At 37.2% G+C, this 15,488-nt stretch carries 21 protein-coding genes and 1 pseudogene; 21 read left to right on the top strand and 1 reads right to left on the bottom strand.

Features of this window, described 5'->3' with window-relative positions; genetic code table 11:
* Window positions 1-86 precede the first annotated feature (86 nt).
* The gene (locus L2567_RS18715; RefSeq protein WP_235299381.1) at window positions 87-533 is read left to right on the top strand and encodes an SDR family oxidoreductase; all 447 of its coding nucleotides are present in this window, start codon (window positions 87-89) and stop codon (window positions 531-533) included.
* A 70-nt stretch (window positions 534-603) separates the two neighbouring features.
* On the top strand, window positions 604-741 hold the full coding sequence (locus tag L2567_RS18710) for a hypothetical protein (protein ID WP_235299380.1): 138 nt from the start codon (window positions 604-606) through the stop codon (window positions 739-741).
* Here L2567_RS18710 and L2567_RS18705 read toward each other — a convergent pair.
* Window positions 735-1,373, bottom strand: coding sequence for an NAD(P)-dependent oxidoreductase (locus tag L2567_RS18705; protein WP_235299379.1), 639 nt, complete (start codon window positions 1,371-1,373; stop codon window positions 735-737). The genes L2567_RS18710 and L2567_RS18705 overlap by 7 nt on opposite strands.
* Window positions 1,374-1,457: 84 nt before the next feature.
* Here L2567_RS18705 and L2567_RS18700 point away from each other — a divergent pair, with 84 nt between their 5' ends.
* The 19 genes and pseudogenes from L2567_RS18700 to L2567_RS18615 all read left to right on the top strand — a co-directional run.
* Window positions 1,458-1,784 carry a winged helix-turn-helix transcriptional regulator gene (locus L2567_RS18700; protein WP_235299378.1) on the top strand — a complete coding sequence of 109 codons (327 nt, stop codon included), beginning with the start codon at window positions 1,458-1,460 and terminating at the stop codon, window positions 1,782-1,784.
* 22 nt (window positions 1,785-1,806) lie between these two features.
* On the top strand, window positions 1,807-3,435 hold the full coding sequence (locus L2567_RS18695; protein ID WP_235299377.1) for an N-acyl-D-amino-acid deacylase family protein: 1,629 nt from the start codon (window positions 1,807-1,809) through the stop codon (window positions 3,433-3,435).
* Between the two features lie 17 nt (window positions 3,436-3,452).
* Window positions 3,453-3,914: a hypothetical protein gene (locus L2567_RS18690; protein WP_235299376.1), complete on the top strand. Its 462-nt coding sequence runs from the start codon at window positions 3,453-3,455 to the stop codon at window positions 3,912-3,914.
* Window positions 3,915-3,969: 55 nt separating this feature from the next.
* Complete coding sequence (locus tag L2567_RS18685) at window positions 3,970-4,164, top strand: hypothetical protein (protein WP_235299375.1); 195 nt, start codon at window positions 3,970-3,972, stop codon at window positions 4,162-4,164.
* 200 nt (window positions 4,165-4,364) lie between these two features.
* Window positions 4,365-4,496: a type II toxin-antitoxin system HicA family toxin gene (locus tag L2567_RS21370; protein WP_406626727.1), complete on the top strand. Its 132-nt coding sequence runs from the start codon at window positions 4,365-4,367 to the stop codon at window positions 4,494-4,496.
* A 50-nt stretch (window positions 4,497-4,546) separates the two neighbouring features.
* Window positions 4,547-4,936 carry a type II toxin-antitoxin system HicB family antitoxin gene (locus L2567_RS18680; RefSeq protein WP_235299374.1) on the top strand — a complete coding sequence of 130 codons (390 nt, stop codon included), beginning with the start codon at window positions 4,547-4,549 and terminating at the stop codon, window positions 4,934-4,936.
* Between the two features lie 171 nt (window positions 4,937-5,107).
* Entirely contained in the window at window positions 5,108-6,781 is a 1,674-nt protein-coding gene (locus L2567_RS18675; RefSeq protein WP_235299373.1) for a hypothetical protein, read from the top strand.
* 156 nt (window positions 6,782-6,937) lie between these two features.
* A complete protein-coding gene (locus L2567_RS18670; protein ID WP_235299372.1) occupies window positions 6,938-7,192 on the top strand; it encodes a type II toxin-antitoxin system Phd/YefM family antitoxin in 255 nt (84 codons plus the stop codon).
* A gap of 12 nt (window positions 7,193-7,204) precedes the next feature.
* Window positions 7,205-7,480 (top strand): Txe/YoeB family addiction module toxin, encoded by a 276-nt coding sequence (locus L2567_RS18665; protein ID WP_235299371.1) that lies wholly within the window; start codon window positions 7,205-7,207, stop codon window positions 7,478-7,480.
* Between the two features lie 151 nt (window positions 7,481-7,631).
* Window positions 7,632-7,871 carry a DUF6364 family protein gene (locus L2567_RS18660; protein WP_235299370.1) on the top strand — a complete coding sequence of 80 codons (240 nt, stop codon included), beginning with the start codon at window positions 7,632-7,634 and terminating at the stop codon, window positions 7,869-7,871.
* Entirely contained in the window at window positions 7,872-8,306 is a 435-nt protein-coding gene (locus L2567_RS18655) for a type II toxin-antitoxin system VapC family toxin (protein ID WP_235299369.1), read from the top strand. It begins immediately after the preceding gene.
* 74 nt (window positions 8,307-8,380) lie between these two features.
* Window positions 8,381-9,697, top strand: coding sequence for a DUF6090 family protein (locus L2567_RS18650; RefSeq protein ID WP_235299368.1), 1,317 nt, complete (start codon window positions 8,381-8,383; stop codon window positions 9,695-9,697).
* A 178-nt stretch (window positions 9,698-9,875) separates the two neighbouring features.
* Window positions 9,876-10,787 (top strand): amidohydrolase family protein, encoded by a 912-nt coding sequence (locus tag L2567_RS18645; RefSeq protein ID WP_235299367.1) that lies wholly within the window; start codon window positions 9,876-9,878, stop codon window positions 10,785-10,787.
* Window positions 10,788-10,804: 17 nt separating this feature from the next.
* On the top strand, window positions 10,805-11,494 hold the full coding sequence (locus tag L2567_RS18640; RefSeq protein WP_235299366.1) for an Lcl domain-containing protein: 690 nt from the start codon (window positions 10,805-10,807) through the stop codon (window positions 11,492-11,494).
* A 262-nt stretch (window positions 11,495-11,756) separates the two neighbouring features.
* Window positions 11,757-11,978, top strand: a complete 222-nt coding sequence (locus L2567_RS18635) for a hypothetical protein (protein WP_235299365.1) — start codon at window positions 11,757-11,759, stop codon at window positions 11,976-11,978.
* 398 nt (window positions 11,979-12,376) lie between these two features.
* Complete coding sequence (locus L2567_RS18630) at window positions 12,377-12,931, top strand: hypothetical protein (protein WP_235299364.1); 555 nt, start codon at window positions 12,377-12,379, stop codon at window positions 12,929-12,931.
* Between the two features lie 11 nt (window positions 12,932-12,942).
* Window positions 12,943-13,812, top strand: a complete 870-nt coding sequence (locus L2567_RS18625; protein ID WP_235299363.1) for a hypothetical protein — start codon at window positions 12,943-12,945, stop codon at window positions 13,810-13,812.
* A gap of 87 nt (window positions 13,813-13,899) precedes the next feature.
* A complete protein-coding gene (locus L2567_RS18620) occupies window positions 13,900-15,120 on the top strand; it encodes a LamG-like jellyroll fold domain-containing protein (protein WP_235299362.1) in 1,221 nt (406 codons plus the stop codon).
* Window positions 15,121-15,295: 175 nt separating this feature from the next.
* Window positions 15,296-15,488 (top strand): annotated as a pseudogene (locus L2567_RS18615) (Fic family protein); the annotation flags it as partial.

Here is a 15,488-nt window from a genome sequence, read left to right as displayed (position 1 = left end):
ATCCTTCCCGCCTTTAATGTTTACTTTTACAAAGGATCCTAGTACTCAGATATCAACAACCCTTTTTTCAGCAGTAAAACAGAAAGATGAGCCTCATATTGATCACAGGAGCAACTGGAAATGTTGGAAGCGCAGTGCTTGATCATCTGCTTTCTGAAAGGCAAGATTTCAGGATCTTGGCAGGAGTCAGAGATGTAAAAAAAGACAGTGAAATACTTCCTGCTAATGTAGAAGCCGTTCCTTTTGATTTTGAGGATCAACACAGTATTAAGGCAGCTTTAGAGAAAACGGAGATTCTTTTCCTGCTCCGACCACCACAACTGGCAGATGTCAACAAGTACTTTGATCCTGTCATTTCCATGGCACTGGAAGAGCAAATCCAGCACATTGTTTTTCTGTCTGTTCAGGGTGCAGAAAAAAGCAAATTCATTCCATACCACAAGATTGAGAAACTGATCATCAACAGCTCGCTTCCTTATACCTTTTTGAGACCTGCCTATTTTATGCAAAACTTCACAACGATTAAGAGCTGACATCATCACAAAAAAACAAGTCTTCCTTCCCGCCGGCAAGGCCAAATTTACCGTCATTGATCTCGACGACGTGGGGAGAACAGCAGCACAAATATTGACAAAGACAGAAGATCATGTCAACAAAGCCTATGCCTTGACCAATCATGAACAGCTCACTTTCAATCAAATGACCGCTACAGTCAGTGAGGTGTTGAGCGAGCATCAATAGCTCACGAAAGGCATTTGATTCAGAAACTCATCTGATTCAACCTGTTTCAAAATAAAATCGGCCAAATCAGCTCTGGCTATTTTTGTGCTGGCATTAACACCCACCCATCCCACACGATAGGTACCCTTTGGTGGATCATTGGTCAACCTTGGTCCGCGCACGATAAGCCAGTTAAGATTGCTTTCTTCCAGTACTTTGTGGTGCGCAATGGCATCATTCAAAATTTTGGGCACCGCTACTTTCATGATAAAACGAATCATTTTGTCCACAAATTTGGGTTGGTCCTTCTCGGGAAATGGGAGTCCTCCGCCAGACAAAGAAATGATTTTTTCTACTCCTTCCTTCTTCATCGAAGAGACGATATTTTTGGTTCCATGGGTCTGTAACCATTCAGGAGATCCTTTGACATGACCAAAGAGACTGACCACTACATCAGTATCCTGAATCAGTTCGTCTACGTCGTTCTGATTTAATACATCGCCCTGCACCACATGCAGATTTTCGTGTTTAACCTTTACTTTGTCGGGTTTGCGAACCAAAGCCTTGACCGTATATCCTTCGGCAAGTGCTTTTTCCAGAAAGACTGATCCTGTCTGCCCTGTAGCTCCCAATAACGCAATTTTGCTTTTCATCGTAAGTTTATTTTACTTGATGACACAAACTTAGGTTGTTTGCGCAAAGCGGACTATCTTTAGTACACTAACCTTTTGGTGTGTATGAAGGAAGAGAAAATATATGTGACGCCTCGATGTCCGATAAGAACTACCTCAGAATTGATAGGGGGCAAATGGAAATTGGTCATTCTCCAGCAACTGTTGACCCATGATGAGTTGAGACTCAGTGAACTGAAGCGACTGATTCCGGACATCAGTGAAAAAATGTTAATCCAGGAATTGAAAATTTTGGTGATGAATGATCTGGCAAAGCGGAAGGATTATGATGAGTTTCCGCCAAGGGTAGCCTATTCTATTTCTGATAGAGGCCAACATATCGCACCGCTGATAAAAGAGATGGTCAGCTTTGCTCAGAAGTATGAACAATAATGGTCAAAAAAATAAAATCCATATGAATCAGACCATATCAACTAATTTTTGGGCGGGAATAGCTCTTTTGCTATTATTGGTTTCTTGTAAGCCAACTGCATCCTTTAGCATCGTCATTCGAGACGGACAGATCTATGACGGATTGGGCAATGCTCCAAAAAAAGGCCATATAGGGATCAAGGAAGGAAAGATGTTTGTGCTTGACAACAATCAAAAATTTCAAGCTGAAGAAATTATCGATGCGAACGGACTTGTGATTGCTCCCGGCTTTGTCGACGTTCATAGTCACACGCCAGAAGGAATCATTAATCCTGAAAGGAATAGCAATGAATGCTTTATCAGGCAGGGAGTCACTACAGTTGTGGGAAGCCCCGATGGATACTGGAGTTTGGATGATTTTAAAATGTTTCAAGATACCATTCCTAAGATAGGGTCCGGAACAAATGTAGCGGGATATATTGGTCATAATGGAGTTAGAAAAGCTGCCATGGGAAGTGATCAACAGCGAAAACCTACAACGGAAGAATTGGACAAAATGAAAGCAGACATCGAGGAAGCCATGAAACTGGGAGCATTGGGACTCTCCACGGGGCTTATGTATCCTCCAGGTATGTTCAGTGAAACCGAAGAAATCATCGCATTGTCCAAGGTTGCCGCACGATATAATGGCATATACGATTCGCATGTACGAAATCCTGTACATCATTGGCTGGCTTCCAATATGGAGGTCATTGACATAGCCGAAAAGGCCAATATTCCTGCAAAAATGGGCCATATCAAGGCAGTCGGGCTTCAGAACAAAGGAAAAACAAAAGAATTGATAGCCTATGTCGATCAAAAACGAGCCGATGGACTAGTTCTGGTTTCAGATCAATATCCATATGACGGCGCTGGCGGACAGTTGACCTTAAGAAGCATCATCATCCCAACGGGAAACCCTTCCGTGAATTTTCCATTGTTGCAAAATCCAATGGCAGATATGAGTCCTCACTTGACCTCGGAAATTGCAAGGAAACAGGCAAAGAAGTTTACAGAGAATGGCATCAATAATGGCTTTTCCTGGGTCAAAGCCATTGGATATGATGGTTTTAGAATCGTAGATAGTTATGATTATCCAGATTTGGTGGGTCAATACATTTCAGAAATTGCGCTTGACCAACAAATGGATCCATTTGATCTGATCGCCCAATTAATATTGGACGCAACACAACCTGTCCAGGTCAAGGGTGGGGTAGCAGAAGAAGATCTTCGTGCGCTATTGATCCAGCCCTGGAATATGATTGCAAGCGATGGGTTTTTAGTAACAGAAGATGATCCTAAGATTGGGCATCCGAGGTCTACGGGCACCTTTCCCAGAGTGTTGGGTAAGTATGTTCGCGATGAAGGTCTGTTGACTATGGAAGAAGCCATTCGGAAAATGACCTCACTTCCAGCTGATTTTGTAGGGCTTCTTTCAAGAGGAAAAATTGAGGATGGCCTCCCGGCTGATATTGTTGTCTTTGATCCTGAACGCATTATTGATCGATCAACTTATTCGGAACCTAATCGATTTTCTACAGGTGTGATTCACGTCCTGGTCAATGGTCAATTTGTATTGAAAGATGAGCAAATGACTGCTGAACGACCCGGGCGTTTTCTGGTGAGGGAATAAATAGCTAAACACCCAATATGAAATTTATCTTATTAAAAGTTCTGGATCAAGTTCTGGAGTTATACAAGCTGCCTGGAAATCGTGAGCGTTTTGAAAAGTATTTGTATTTATTACAAGGTGCCAATAAAAATGATATGCTTTTGCCTATTGCAGGATTCAATCCTATGGGTAAAGAACTGGCTCTGAATAAATTAAAGCAATTAATAGCTCTGGAGGCAGAGGAATTGGTAAGTCAATGCCTTCGAGAAATCAATTTGAAATTAAAAGACACGTCGGATCGTACGATTCAAGTGGCCATCAATTTGGTCGACGATGTTGAAGGTGCATGGTCCCCTTATGCCGTTACGGATTATATTCACACCCATTTTCTATACAAGCGAATCATCTGTAAGCGAAGAAGATATCATTCAAAGAACAAAAGCATATGTATACAGAACCGTTTATTGGATAGAAAATGGCAAACCTGCAACCCTTCATGATTATTTTGAACAGGAAGTTTATGTCAATGTGACTTGTAACCAACAATTGTCAAGAGTGAAACTCAAAAATGTAGAGTGGCTAAGGCAGTATTACGATCAAAATCAAAATTCCGAAGACTATAACTTAAAATTGAATTTCTTTTATGGCGATGAAGCAACCCAAATAATGAATTTTCCATCTTTTGGGATTCCAAAAAACGCAGGCTTCGACTATGCGCAATACGTAGCTGAGCAAAGAAAGAAATCTTGACACATCTTACACAGTAAACATGAGATTTAAAATATCAGCCCTTGGAACCTAGGAATATGGTCACACTGAATTTCAATGATTTAGGAGAATGATTGTGGCCACATCAATTCTCGAGATATCTATTTTGTTCGCAAGGAAGAGATGACTAGAAAAAAAGCAAATCGGTTTGATTTCTAGTAACATTATTGTTACCTTTAGTCATGAAATGCGATGAGCTATTTAAAAAGCTAAAGAAAAACGGTTGGAAAGAAATCCGACAAAAAGGAAGTCATAAAATACTTCGAAAAGAAGGAGTTAAAAACACAATTGTTTTCCCGTATCATAGCGGCTAAGAAGTTCCGACAGGTACTGCAAACAGTATTCTTAAACAAGCTGGATTAAAATGAAAACATATAAACTAATAATTGAAAAAGGAGAAGATGGATTTTGGGGAAGAATTGATTTTAAAGATGATTTAGTTACCTCGTTCGGAGAAACGATTGATCAACTAAAAACAAACATGAAGGAAGCATTGAAATTATACTTCGAAGATTCAAGCAAGCCAATACCAAATTATAATTTTGAACTGGTTATGGATATTCAAGAGTTCTTCCTAGTTAATGACTTCATCAACATTTCAACCCTTGCAAAACGCATTGGAATGAATTCAAGTCTTTTAAGACAATATGCAAAAGGAATCAAGTTTCCAAGTCTTAAACAGGTAAGTAAGATTGAAAATGCAATCAGGAAAATTGGTAAACAGCTTAGTTCAACAGAATTACAGCCAAACTAACGCCGATCTATAACATGCAGCAAAAGCGATCATTCCTCCTTCGTCGGAACGACGCTTGCTGCTATGATGTTATACCAAACCCTCAAAAGCACTTAGCCGAACGTCAAGATTTCTTGCAACCTTTCATTCTGTTAGCCGTCTTTAAATTAAATTGATCAATTAAATTCCAATATGAAAACGATAATTATTTCTATTCTGGCGCTCCTGTCATTTCAAATGGTAGCCCAGTATGACTTGACCGATCAGCAATGGGAACAGGATCTTAGGTTCATTCAAAAAACCATACATACTGACTATCCATTTCTATTCCAGAAGACCACTGCTGAAGAATTTGACCATGCGGTGGAGGTGCTCAGCAAGGAAATTCCCGACTTGCAAGCCCACGAGATCGTAGTTGGCTTTGCCAGACTTATTTCTTCCTTTAAGTATGGCCACACGGCCCTGGGATTCAGACACAACAATAGTATCTTTCGCCAGCTACCCGTTAACTTCTATCTTTTTAAAGACGGATTATACATTCAAGGTGCACACAAGGATTACGAAGAAGTTGTGGGAGCAAAGGTCCTTCAAATTGGTACTATGAAAACCGCAGATGCTTTAAAAGCTATTTACCCTGTACCTCCGAATGAAAATGATCAATACTTTAAAGCTTATGGACTCCGCTATTTGTCAATGCCTGCGGTACTGCATGCACAGAAAGTGATTCCGCAATTATCCGATTCCGTTGAAATAGTTGTGGAAAAAAATGGCCAACAATTTATTTCTGTGATTGAGGCTTTACCATCTGGTGAAAACCTGGACACTCAATACGGTTTTGTTACTCAGTCAGAAGATTATGTAGATGCACGCGATCAAACAAAAACGCCACACTATCTAAAGAATCTGGATAAAATTTACTATTATGAATATTTGCCGGATGAAAAAACGGTGTATGTAAGACAAAGTCAGATTCAGGATGATCCGGAAGAGAACATTCCTGCTTTTTATGAAAAGGTGTTCGATTTCATAGAAAACAACGATGTCGATCGATTGGTACTCGATGTAAGGCTGAATGGAGGTGGAAATAATTATAAAAATAAAGCGGTTGTCACCGGAGTTATTGAGACTGAAAAAATCAATCAAGTCGGTAAGTTCATCGTGATTATAGGACGCCGAACTTTCTCAGCATGTCAAAACTTGATCAATGAATTGGACAATTATACCAACGTGATCTTTGTTGGAGAGCCATCCTCAGAAAATGTCAATTTTTATGGAGATAATAATCGATTAGAATTACCAAATAGCAAGATACCTTTATTTCTCTCATTTGCATGGTGGCAGGACAAACCCCAATGGGAAGGAGCGCAATGGACTGCTCCACACGTCGCAGTAGAAATGACTTTTGAAGAGTACAAAAATAACCTTGATCCGGCACTAGCGACAGCGCTGAGTTTTGAAGATGATGATTTCATTCTGGATCCGATGCAACACCTTACAACCTTATTTGAAGCTGGAGATATTGAAAAACTCAAATCTGAGACCCTTCGATTAGTGAACGATCCTCAGTATCAGTTTTTTGATTTTGAAGGTGAATTGAATAGTGCAGGTTACCGTCTTATGAACCAAGGAAGAAATAAGGAAGCGATGTTTGTGTTTGACATGAATACCCAACTTTTCCCTGATTCTGCCAATACATGGGATAGTTTAGCGGAAGGCTATTTCAAATCAGGAGACACGGATAAGGCTATTGAACTTTACAATAAAGTGATTACCATGGACCCTGCGGGGGTGACCGGTGCAAATGCCAAAAGAATGCTGTCGATGATAAAGAGTCACCTCGAAAAATCTGACCAGAAGAAGAAGTAGAGAGATAAGTTAGCCAATGCCTTTTGCAGGTATAAGATAATTAGATAGCAGAACTGAAGGGACTATATAAGATAACTGAAGCTAATCTACAATTCAACTTGTTTTTCAAAGAAGATGTACATATATTTGTACAACTAGAAGTACAAATATTATATCATGAAAGCAGTTTCAATCTCTTCTCTAAGGTCAAAAATGAAAGCATATTTTGATGCTGTCAGTAAGTCACTTGAAGTTATTATTGTTCCGAGAAACAATAACGACGATGATGCGATAGTAATCATGTCAATTAAAGAATATAATTCATTGCGTGAAACTGAATATCTTCTTTCAACAAAAGCAAATAGAGATAGACTTGAAGAATCTATCGATCAATTGAAGTCCGATCGTACAGTGAAATTCAATTTAGATTAGTAATAACAGCGCATGCTCATTGAATTTACGACTAACGCCTGGGAAGATTTTGAGTACTGGCTAGAAACGGATAAAGATATCGTCAATAAAATTAAAGAATTACTGAAGGCAATAAGAGATACACCTTTCAAAGGAATAGGCAAACCAGAGCCACTCAAATATGGAATGAGAGGATTTTGGTCGAGAAGAATTACTCAAGAGCATAGATTGGTTTATAAAATCAGTGGAAAGAAAGGTTTTGATCGAAAATGTTCAATTATACAATGCAGATTTCACTACGACGACTAAACAATACCTAGATAAACCATCACACTTCCTATCGTCGCTCTTCTATATATCGCCATCTCGTAAGTGTCCATAGAGGTAAGCCCATAAGAAGCATCTCGATTAAAAATTGACCTTCTAATTTAGATTACGTATTTTTGTGAAAAGTATACGTATGCAAAAAAAATTGACATTGTCCATCGATCGACAGATTATCAAGCGAGCAAAGGAATATGCAAAACGGTCCAATCGAAGTCTTTCTGATATTATAGAGACTTATTTAGAAAGAATCACAGACCAAAATGCAGATGAAATCGATCATGAATTAAGTCAAATAGTCGGAGTTATTGAATTACCAGCTGACTTTGATGAGAAAAAAGAGATACGCAATATTTTGACTGAAAAATACAAATAGGTGAATCTGTTTCTTGATACTAACATTCTTATCGACTTAACGGCCAATCGACTTCCATTTTCCAAGTGGGCAATCAAAATTTTTATGGATGCGAAAGAGGGCAAATATCACTTGATCACATCTACATTTTCAATGCTTACTTGTTATTATATTATAGAAAGACAAATTGGCTCCAAACGAACAAAAAAAGTGATAAGAATATTGCTCAACAGAATTCAAACTCAAGATGTATCTAGAAAAGAACTTCTTACAGCCTTAACAACGAAAGTAGAGGATTATGAGGATGCCGTCCAACATGAATGCGCTAAATTATGTAATTCAATTGATGCAATCATTACAAGAAACAAAAAGGACTTCAAACATAGTATAATCAAAGTTTTAAGTCCAGAAGAACTATATTTAGGAGATAAAGCTACGGACCTTTACACGCCGTGAATACGGTCATGCCTGTTGTCGATAGGGCACGACCTTTAACGCTATTACTCAGAAATACAGCCAACCGCAAACCAATGATAAAATTTTTTAGAAAAATTAGACAAGATTTACTTTCAAGAGGGAAATCTGGAAAGTATTTAAAGTATGCTCTTGGAGAAATCGTACTTGTTGTGATAGGTATTATGATAGCAATTCAGATCAATAATGCCAATCAAAAGCGATTAGATCGTGAGACGCTTCAGGGCTACCTAAATAGCATTGCTCAAAACATTGAAAGTGACCTTAAAAAGGCTGAAAAGATCAATAGCATACGCCTTGAGATTTTCCCTAGATTGCGTCTTGCAGGGCGGCGTATGGATCCGGAGTATTATCAAATTCGTGCTGAAGTGTATGATGAACAATTTTCACCAGGTTACCCCTATAGCGTAGAAAACATCGATTTTGTTTCTAGAGCGATCAACGATGCTTGGACAACACGCTACTTAACGCCAAATCTTAGTGGCTTTGAATCCTTGAAAAGTTCAGGATTTTTAAGCCAACTTCAAGGCTCAGATTTAGAAAAAGTCATTTTCAACTATTATAACCTAATAGATGATCTTATCACCACAGAAAATAATTACAATATTAGTATTCGTAATTCATTTGACGAGTTTCTTAATGCGGATCTACCTGGCACCTTTGCCTTTTTTAATGCTGGTTCGAGAGACTGGCAAACCGAGATAGGGGAAGGATATGAAGCAATGATTGATGATATTATGGTTCACCCCACCCTTATACCTGTTTTCCTTGTACCCTACGAGCTAATTATCAAGTACGAGAATATTATAATTACCGGTAATGTTCTAAAGAAGATGATCATAGATGGAGAATCAAGCTTTAGTCAAGAATCGCTTGATCAGTTATCTCGTGTTTACAACGAATATGACGATACACCCTATGCTAAAGTGATGAGGTCTGGCTATGTTACTCATGGTTATGATCGTGGAATAGCTAGTGCCTATAATAGTCAAGGCGTTAATTTTCAATTTTTGGGAAGCCATGCGACGATACAGTTTAAAAATGAACCTTGGGCCGTATTATATTTTTATACGGGTTATGGTGTTCCTGACCCCAATAGGGTGAAAGACTTTTCAAACTTTGAAACTCTAAGGCTAAAGTTAAGAGGTACTCAAGGGGGTGAGAAAGTCGATATAGCTCTTAAGGATATAACCAATCCTACTGATGGCAGTGAAACCAAAGTGCAGCTTACCTTAACCAACGAATGGCAGTTTTATGATATCTCTCTCAATAAGTTTAAGCCTACAAACATGGAAAAGCTATTTATGGTCACCTCTTTCATTACAGAAAACCAAGCCATAACCATAGAAGTTGAATCTATTGAATTTTTGTAAAATAGGTGGCGAGTAAATGGTGAAGAAATAAACAATGGAGAATCAATCAAGGAAAACAAAGCACTGCATATCATTTAACAAATTCAACCCTAAATTAAACACTACCCTTCATGGCTATTACCAAAATACCACGACAGTCACTTCATCACCATTAAGGCACAATTAAAAACAACATTTTATGAACAGAACAATCCTTGTCATACTTACTTTCCTGGTACAATTATCACCGGCTTTCTCCCAGACTAAAATTATTGACATGCATATTCATTCCTATTCAGAAGCTGACTTTGGCGAACGTGAACCACCAAGTGATTCCTATGGAAAGAAAGGTGCTGCAAATGCCGAAATACATCGGATTGAAACCTTCGCAGCTCTTGATAAATTTAATATTGTGAAAGCGGTCGTAAGTGGTAATCCTGAAAGTGTGGAAGAATGGGCCGCAAAGGATAGCACTGATCGAGTGATCAGGGGAATATTGATTTTTTCTCCGGATGATTATGGGATGGACAGTGTTAAGTTTGAGCAAATGGTTATAGACAAGAAAATTGAAGTATTTGGAGAAGTTGGGGCGTATTATAGTGGTACAACACTAAGCGATTCAATTTGGCAGCCCTATTTACGTATTTGTGAAAAGTATGATATTCCCGTTGCAGTGCATACAGGTGGTGGCGACCCAGGAGGAACATATTCGTGGGCTCCAAAAGCAAGACTTAAGTTGGGTGACCCGTATTTGATTGAAGATGTTTTGGTAAACTATCCGAAACTGAGGATTTATTTGATGCATAACGGTGGAGAAGAGTGGCACGAACATACGTTGCGACTCATGGCCTATTATCCCCAATTATATACTGATATAGCTGTTATGCTATGGGTTGAACCCAATACTCAGCGAACGGTTACCGAATTTCTAAAGAACGCAAAACATGCGGGCTACTTAGATCGGGTGATGTTTGGGTCTGACCAAATGGTATGGCCATATGCTATTGAAAAGTCAATCCATTTTTTAAATAGTCTTGACTTTCTAACTGAACAGGATAAAGAAGGCATTTTCTATGACAATGCCGTAAGATTTTTGAGACTCAAAGAATAGAAATGAATTTGTTAAGAATGATCAATATTAAAGCGTTAGCACTTTTAACTTTTTTGATAAGCCTGCAAGGTTTGAATCTTCAAGCACAAAATGTAGAAATAGACGGTACAACTAAGATAACGGTAATGGATACCGTGACTGACGTTTCCGGTAATGTTGTAAGAAAATCAGACGGTACGCTGGCTTTGCGTCAATATAAGATTGGTGATTTGGCTCAAGGAGGTATCGTTTTTTATGTAGATGAATCCGGAGAGCATGGTCTCGTAGCAGATCTTACGGATGTAAGTGCGGGAGTAAGATGGTATGCGGGTACAAGTGGTAGTACTCAAGCCAAGGGAGATGGCGTGTTTGCAGGGGAAATGAACACGGCGATCATCATTTCTTCTCACGTGGCAATCAGTGACGATGGTCAGATCTACGCAGCAAGAATGTGTGCAGAGCTAGAGAAAGGAGGATATGCAGACTGGTATCTACCGTCATTGCATGAATTAAATCTGATGTATGAGAATTTAGCTGATACAGATGGAGACAACAGTAATTCAGGCCCCGGTGATCCCAATAATATTGGAGGATTCGAGAATGCTCTTTACTGGAGTTCTACGGAGTTAAGCATCGTGAGAGCATACGGAATGCAGTTTGGAGGTGGCTTAGAGAACGTTAACAGTAAGAGTATAAGTTATCGCGTTCGGGCAATACGAGCTTTTTAACGCCGAAAAAGGTATAAGTCTTCGGCTAAAGCAAACTTCAATGATAATATTCTCCAGTAAAACTAGACAAAAACTACTTACGGAAAATAAATTTACCGAGTATCTGCTAGAAGAAATATGGGCCGAAGACGGTCGCTGGCTTCAACCTTGCCCTTACAGATGTTTCTAGCGATTCCATAAATAGTTTTATCCGTAACGCTAGTCTGAAACAAGATTGGTTTGAAAAAGCGTTCAACGATTGGACTCATTTAGACCCTGAATATTGAAAGAAAATGAAGGAAACCGGTCCTATCGACCCAGTGCTGAGCTTAGGACAAAGATATGTCCCGACCTTGATAACGAAGACTTTCAAGTAATGACCATCAAAGGAGTTACGCATAATTTTATCCTTCAAAATAAGGATGGAAGTTTTAAGTATGTCGATGGCTATTGGGACAAAATGGCGGAATGGTTGAAAGAGAGAGGATTCACTAAAGCCAAATAGAAAAGCCAGTTGCAGACAAGTAATATAAGCTCTGGCTGGTCTGTACCTACCTGGAATATCCTAAACTAAGATTTTACCAGAGTTTTCAAAACAAAAGGTAAATGATGCCTTCTTTTCAGTAAAATTATTCCTTGAATTTCCTTTATCCATTTGCTAAATAAATTGAAAGTTTTATGTTAGATGTGAATAATCATCATATGAACTGACTTTCGAAACACACTACACCCTTCTTCGAATTTCAAGGAATGTTAATTATTAGGTGAGTATGCTAGAAATGGCTGGTGCTATGCTGTTTTAGGTGGCTGAGGTTGGCTAGAATTTTCAAAAAGCCTATGATGAATATATTTTTGTAAGGATATAAGTTAGTTAATCACAATTTAAAAATATAACTACAAACTATGATAAATGTTAAAGCAGAAATCTTGGATCATTTCTATGCAGCTGAAGATCTACTGCAAAATATAGATGAAGCATTAGCAAATATTGATGTTCTTATTAAGATATTAGAGAATGTAAAATGTCAAACATTCAATTCAAATTATTTTTACAACTGTTTGGATGTTTCTGGTTTATGTGACTATGAAGATGAGACTTTAGTTCCCGTCCATCAAAACCAATTTCCTAGTATAAGAAACATAGAGTATGATAGATATTTTAAAATTCCTGTAATAGATGTACTTACAAACTTGGGATTGGCGATGCAAAATATTCAAACTTATTATATTCTTCTCTTTGATATAAATATGGATTATTTTGAAGAATATAATGATTTTGAAGCAAGACTCGAAGGGGTTAAAATATATGTAAGACCAGTGATTGATAAAAGCATATCACCACATCAAAATGCGATAAACTATGCAATTGGAATCAAAGAAATTTTAAAACAAAATCTTCCTGAGGTTTTAGAAAAGTATAAACACCATATTTCAACTTTAGAAGAGAAATTGGGATAAACACATTTAAAATGCATCCAAAACTGAAGGTCAAACCAATCCCTGGAAAGTATTACTTTATCACCGTTAATGAGCTAGATGAAATAGATATTGTTGAAGAGATTTCAAATTACTTGTATAGGGAGCTTAAGAAAGCTAACGATATTCTCTTTGAGATGAATTATCAATTTCGTAGAGCAACAGAAGTATTTTTTAATTTAGAAGATTATAAAAGGGTTCTAGATTTACACTTAATAAAACTTGCAAGTCCTGGTACGCACGCAGATTACGGAGAATTAGCTCTTATAGATGTAAATAGAGTGATAAATAACATATTTTCTTCATTCAAGGTTTTTGTTGATCACTTTGAAATTTACTACCGCAAAAGTTTTGGGGAAACATCAACAAAATACATTGAAGCTAAGGCTATATTAAATTCTGCATATGTAAACAATTTTGAATATAGGTTTGCCTATGGCCTAAGAAATTTTAGCCAACATAATCAGAAGTATATTCTAGGTAAATTATCTTTTGAAAAAACCCATAATAAATCTAATTACAAGTTGACTCCTTATGTCGATAAATTGTTGCTTATTAATGACAACACATTATCGAAATACTTAAAGATCGATCTCAAAGATTATAACCTGTTTTTTCCAATAGATCCAATAATTAATAAGTTCCGAAAGGTATTTGATGAGGTAGCTGATAATTTATTAAATTTGGAAATTACAGAAAGGAAAAGTGAAATCAACCTGTTTTATTCATATATCAAAAAGTATCCTAACAAATACAAAGTCGGGTTTGCTGAATCAGTATTGATTAACAAAGTTATTAACTTTGAGATAGAATTAATACCACAAAACTTGATTATTCAAACTGCAAACGGAAACTGTGATTAACATGCCGCGATCACGGAACATTTCGCTTTCGCTCATGCTCCGGATGCGGCTGAAACGTTACCTTCTATATAGAAAAAAAATAATAGCATGAATAAACTCTTAACTACAGTTGTAATTGTATTCTTTACAACAAATATCTACACTCAATCACTCGATGACCTTCTTGTTGGCTATTGGAAATTTGAGAATAATTTACTAGATAGCTCTCCAATTGGTGATCATGGCAAGGGACAAAATACTATCCTTGTTGCTGATCGTTTTGGTAAGGAGAATTCCGCAATATTCTTCAACGGTACTAATGCCTACATAGAATTAGATACTATCAATTACGAAGAATTTACTTTTGCTGCTTGGGTTTCTGATTATAGATTCAGTGATACTTCTGCTGTTATTTCAAAAGGCTGTTTTTATAATTGTGATTTTTCAGGTTATTCTTACTACAATTCAGGTGGTACTTATTGGATTCGTGTAAACAATGCCTCTGATTGGAAAGAAATAAGATCAGAAGTTAATTTTGCTGATTCGGTCTATCATCATATGCTCGTTACAACCAACAAAGATGTGTACAGATTTTATGTTAATGGAGAATTAGTCGGATCCAAAAGCATGATAGAAGAGCCACTTTTGCGTAACCCTTTTCCTAAATTAATAGGAGTTGATATTCGGGGAAACGATGGTATGGTTGGGTTTTTTCGTGGGGTAATTGATGATGCTTATATGTGGAGTAAATCATTTACTGAATTAGAAGTAAAGGAACATTTTAATTCTACTAGAACAATTGAGATGTTTGATACATTGAGTTATAACGTGTTAGGAAACAGTCAAGATTCTTTATTGCCACAATATGTTCAAGTATCATCTGATACTATCAGAAATCTGCAGAATCCAACTGGATTTACAGTGAAAACCAAAGTCGCTCAATTTGACTTTATCGATGAAATAAAATTTGATACGGTACTAGTGTTTGACACATTGAATATCACAGTGTACGATAGTATTACAGTAACAGACACATTAATTATTGATATTGAAGAATCAACTTCAACAGACCAAATAGAAATATCTCAAGTTAAAATATATCCTAATCCAACAAATAGTGAATTACATATAGAGTTTCTAAATCGAACTAATGTGGAAAACCACGTTATAAGACTTATAGATGTAGGAGGACAGTTAATATTTGAAAGAATTTTGACAGACAATCACATTTCTATAGGGTTAGATGGATTTCAAACCGGTACGTATTTAATACAAATAATTGATGGGAATAATGTCTTATTACATTCAAGAACAATTATTCTCATTTAACTACGACAAAAAGAATACAGAAGGTAACATGCGTCATCACATAATGCTCCCTCTCGGTCGCACTCTGGATGTCGCTGGCCGTTACCCCTAATTCAAATAAAATACGAATAATTTATAGATAGATTGAAAGAAATGTTATATTTGGATAAAATATAGATAATTTTCAAATAATCTAATGGAGAGCAAACTTCAATTCGATTTTCGAACAACCCAAGAAATAATCAAGCTCATTGGTCAAATTGACTCTTTCAAAGGTATGTGGAGTATCATTGATGGAAAAAAATCCAAATACCTCAACGAGCTTCGGAGAATTGCCACTATAGAAAGTATAGGATCGTCAACTAGAATAGAAGGATCTAAGATGACTG

This window comes from Portibacter marinus, assembly GCF_021533195.1.
GTDB classification, from domain to species: domain Bacteria; phylum Bacteroidota; class Bacteroidia; order Chitinophagales; family Saprospiraceae; genus Portibacter; species Portibacter marinus.
This window is presented reverse-complemented; position numbering and strand designations above follow the sequence as displayed.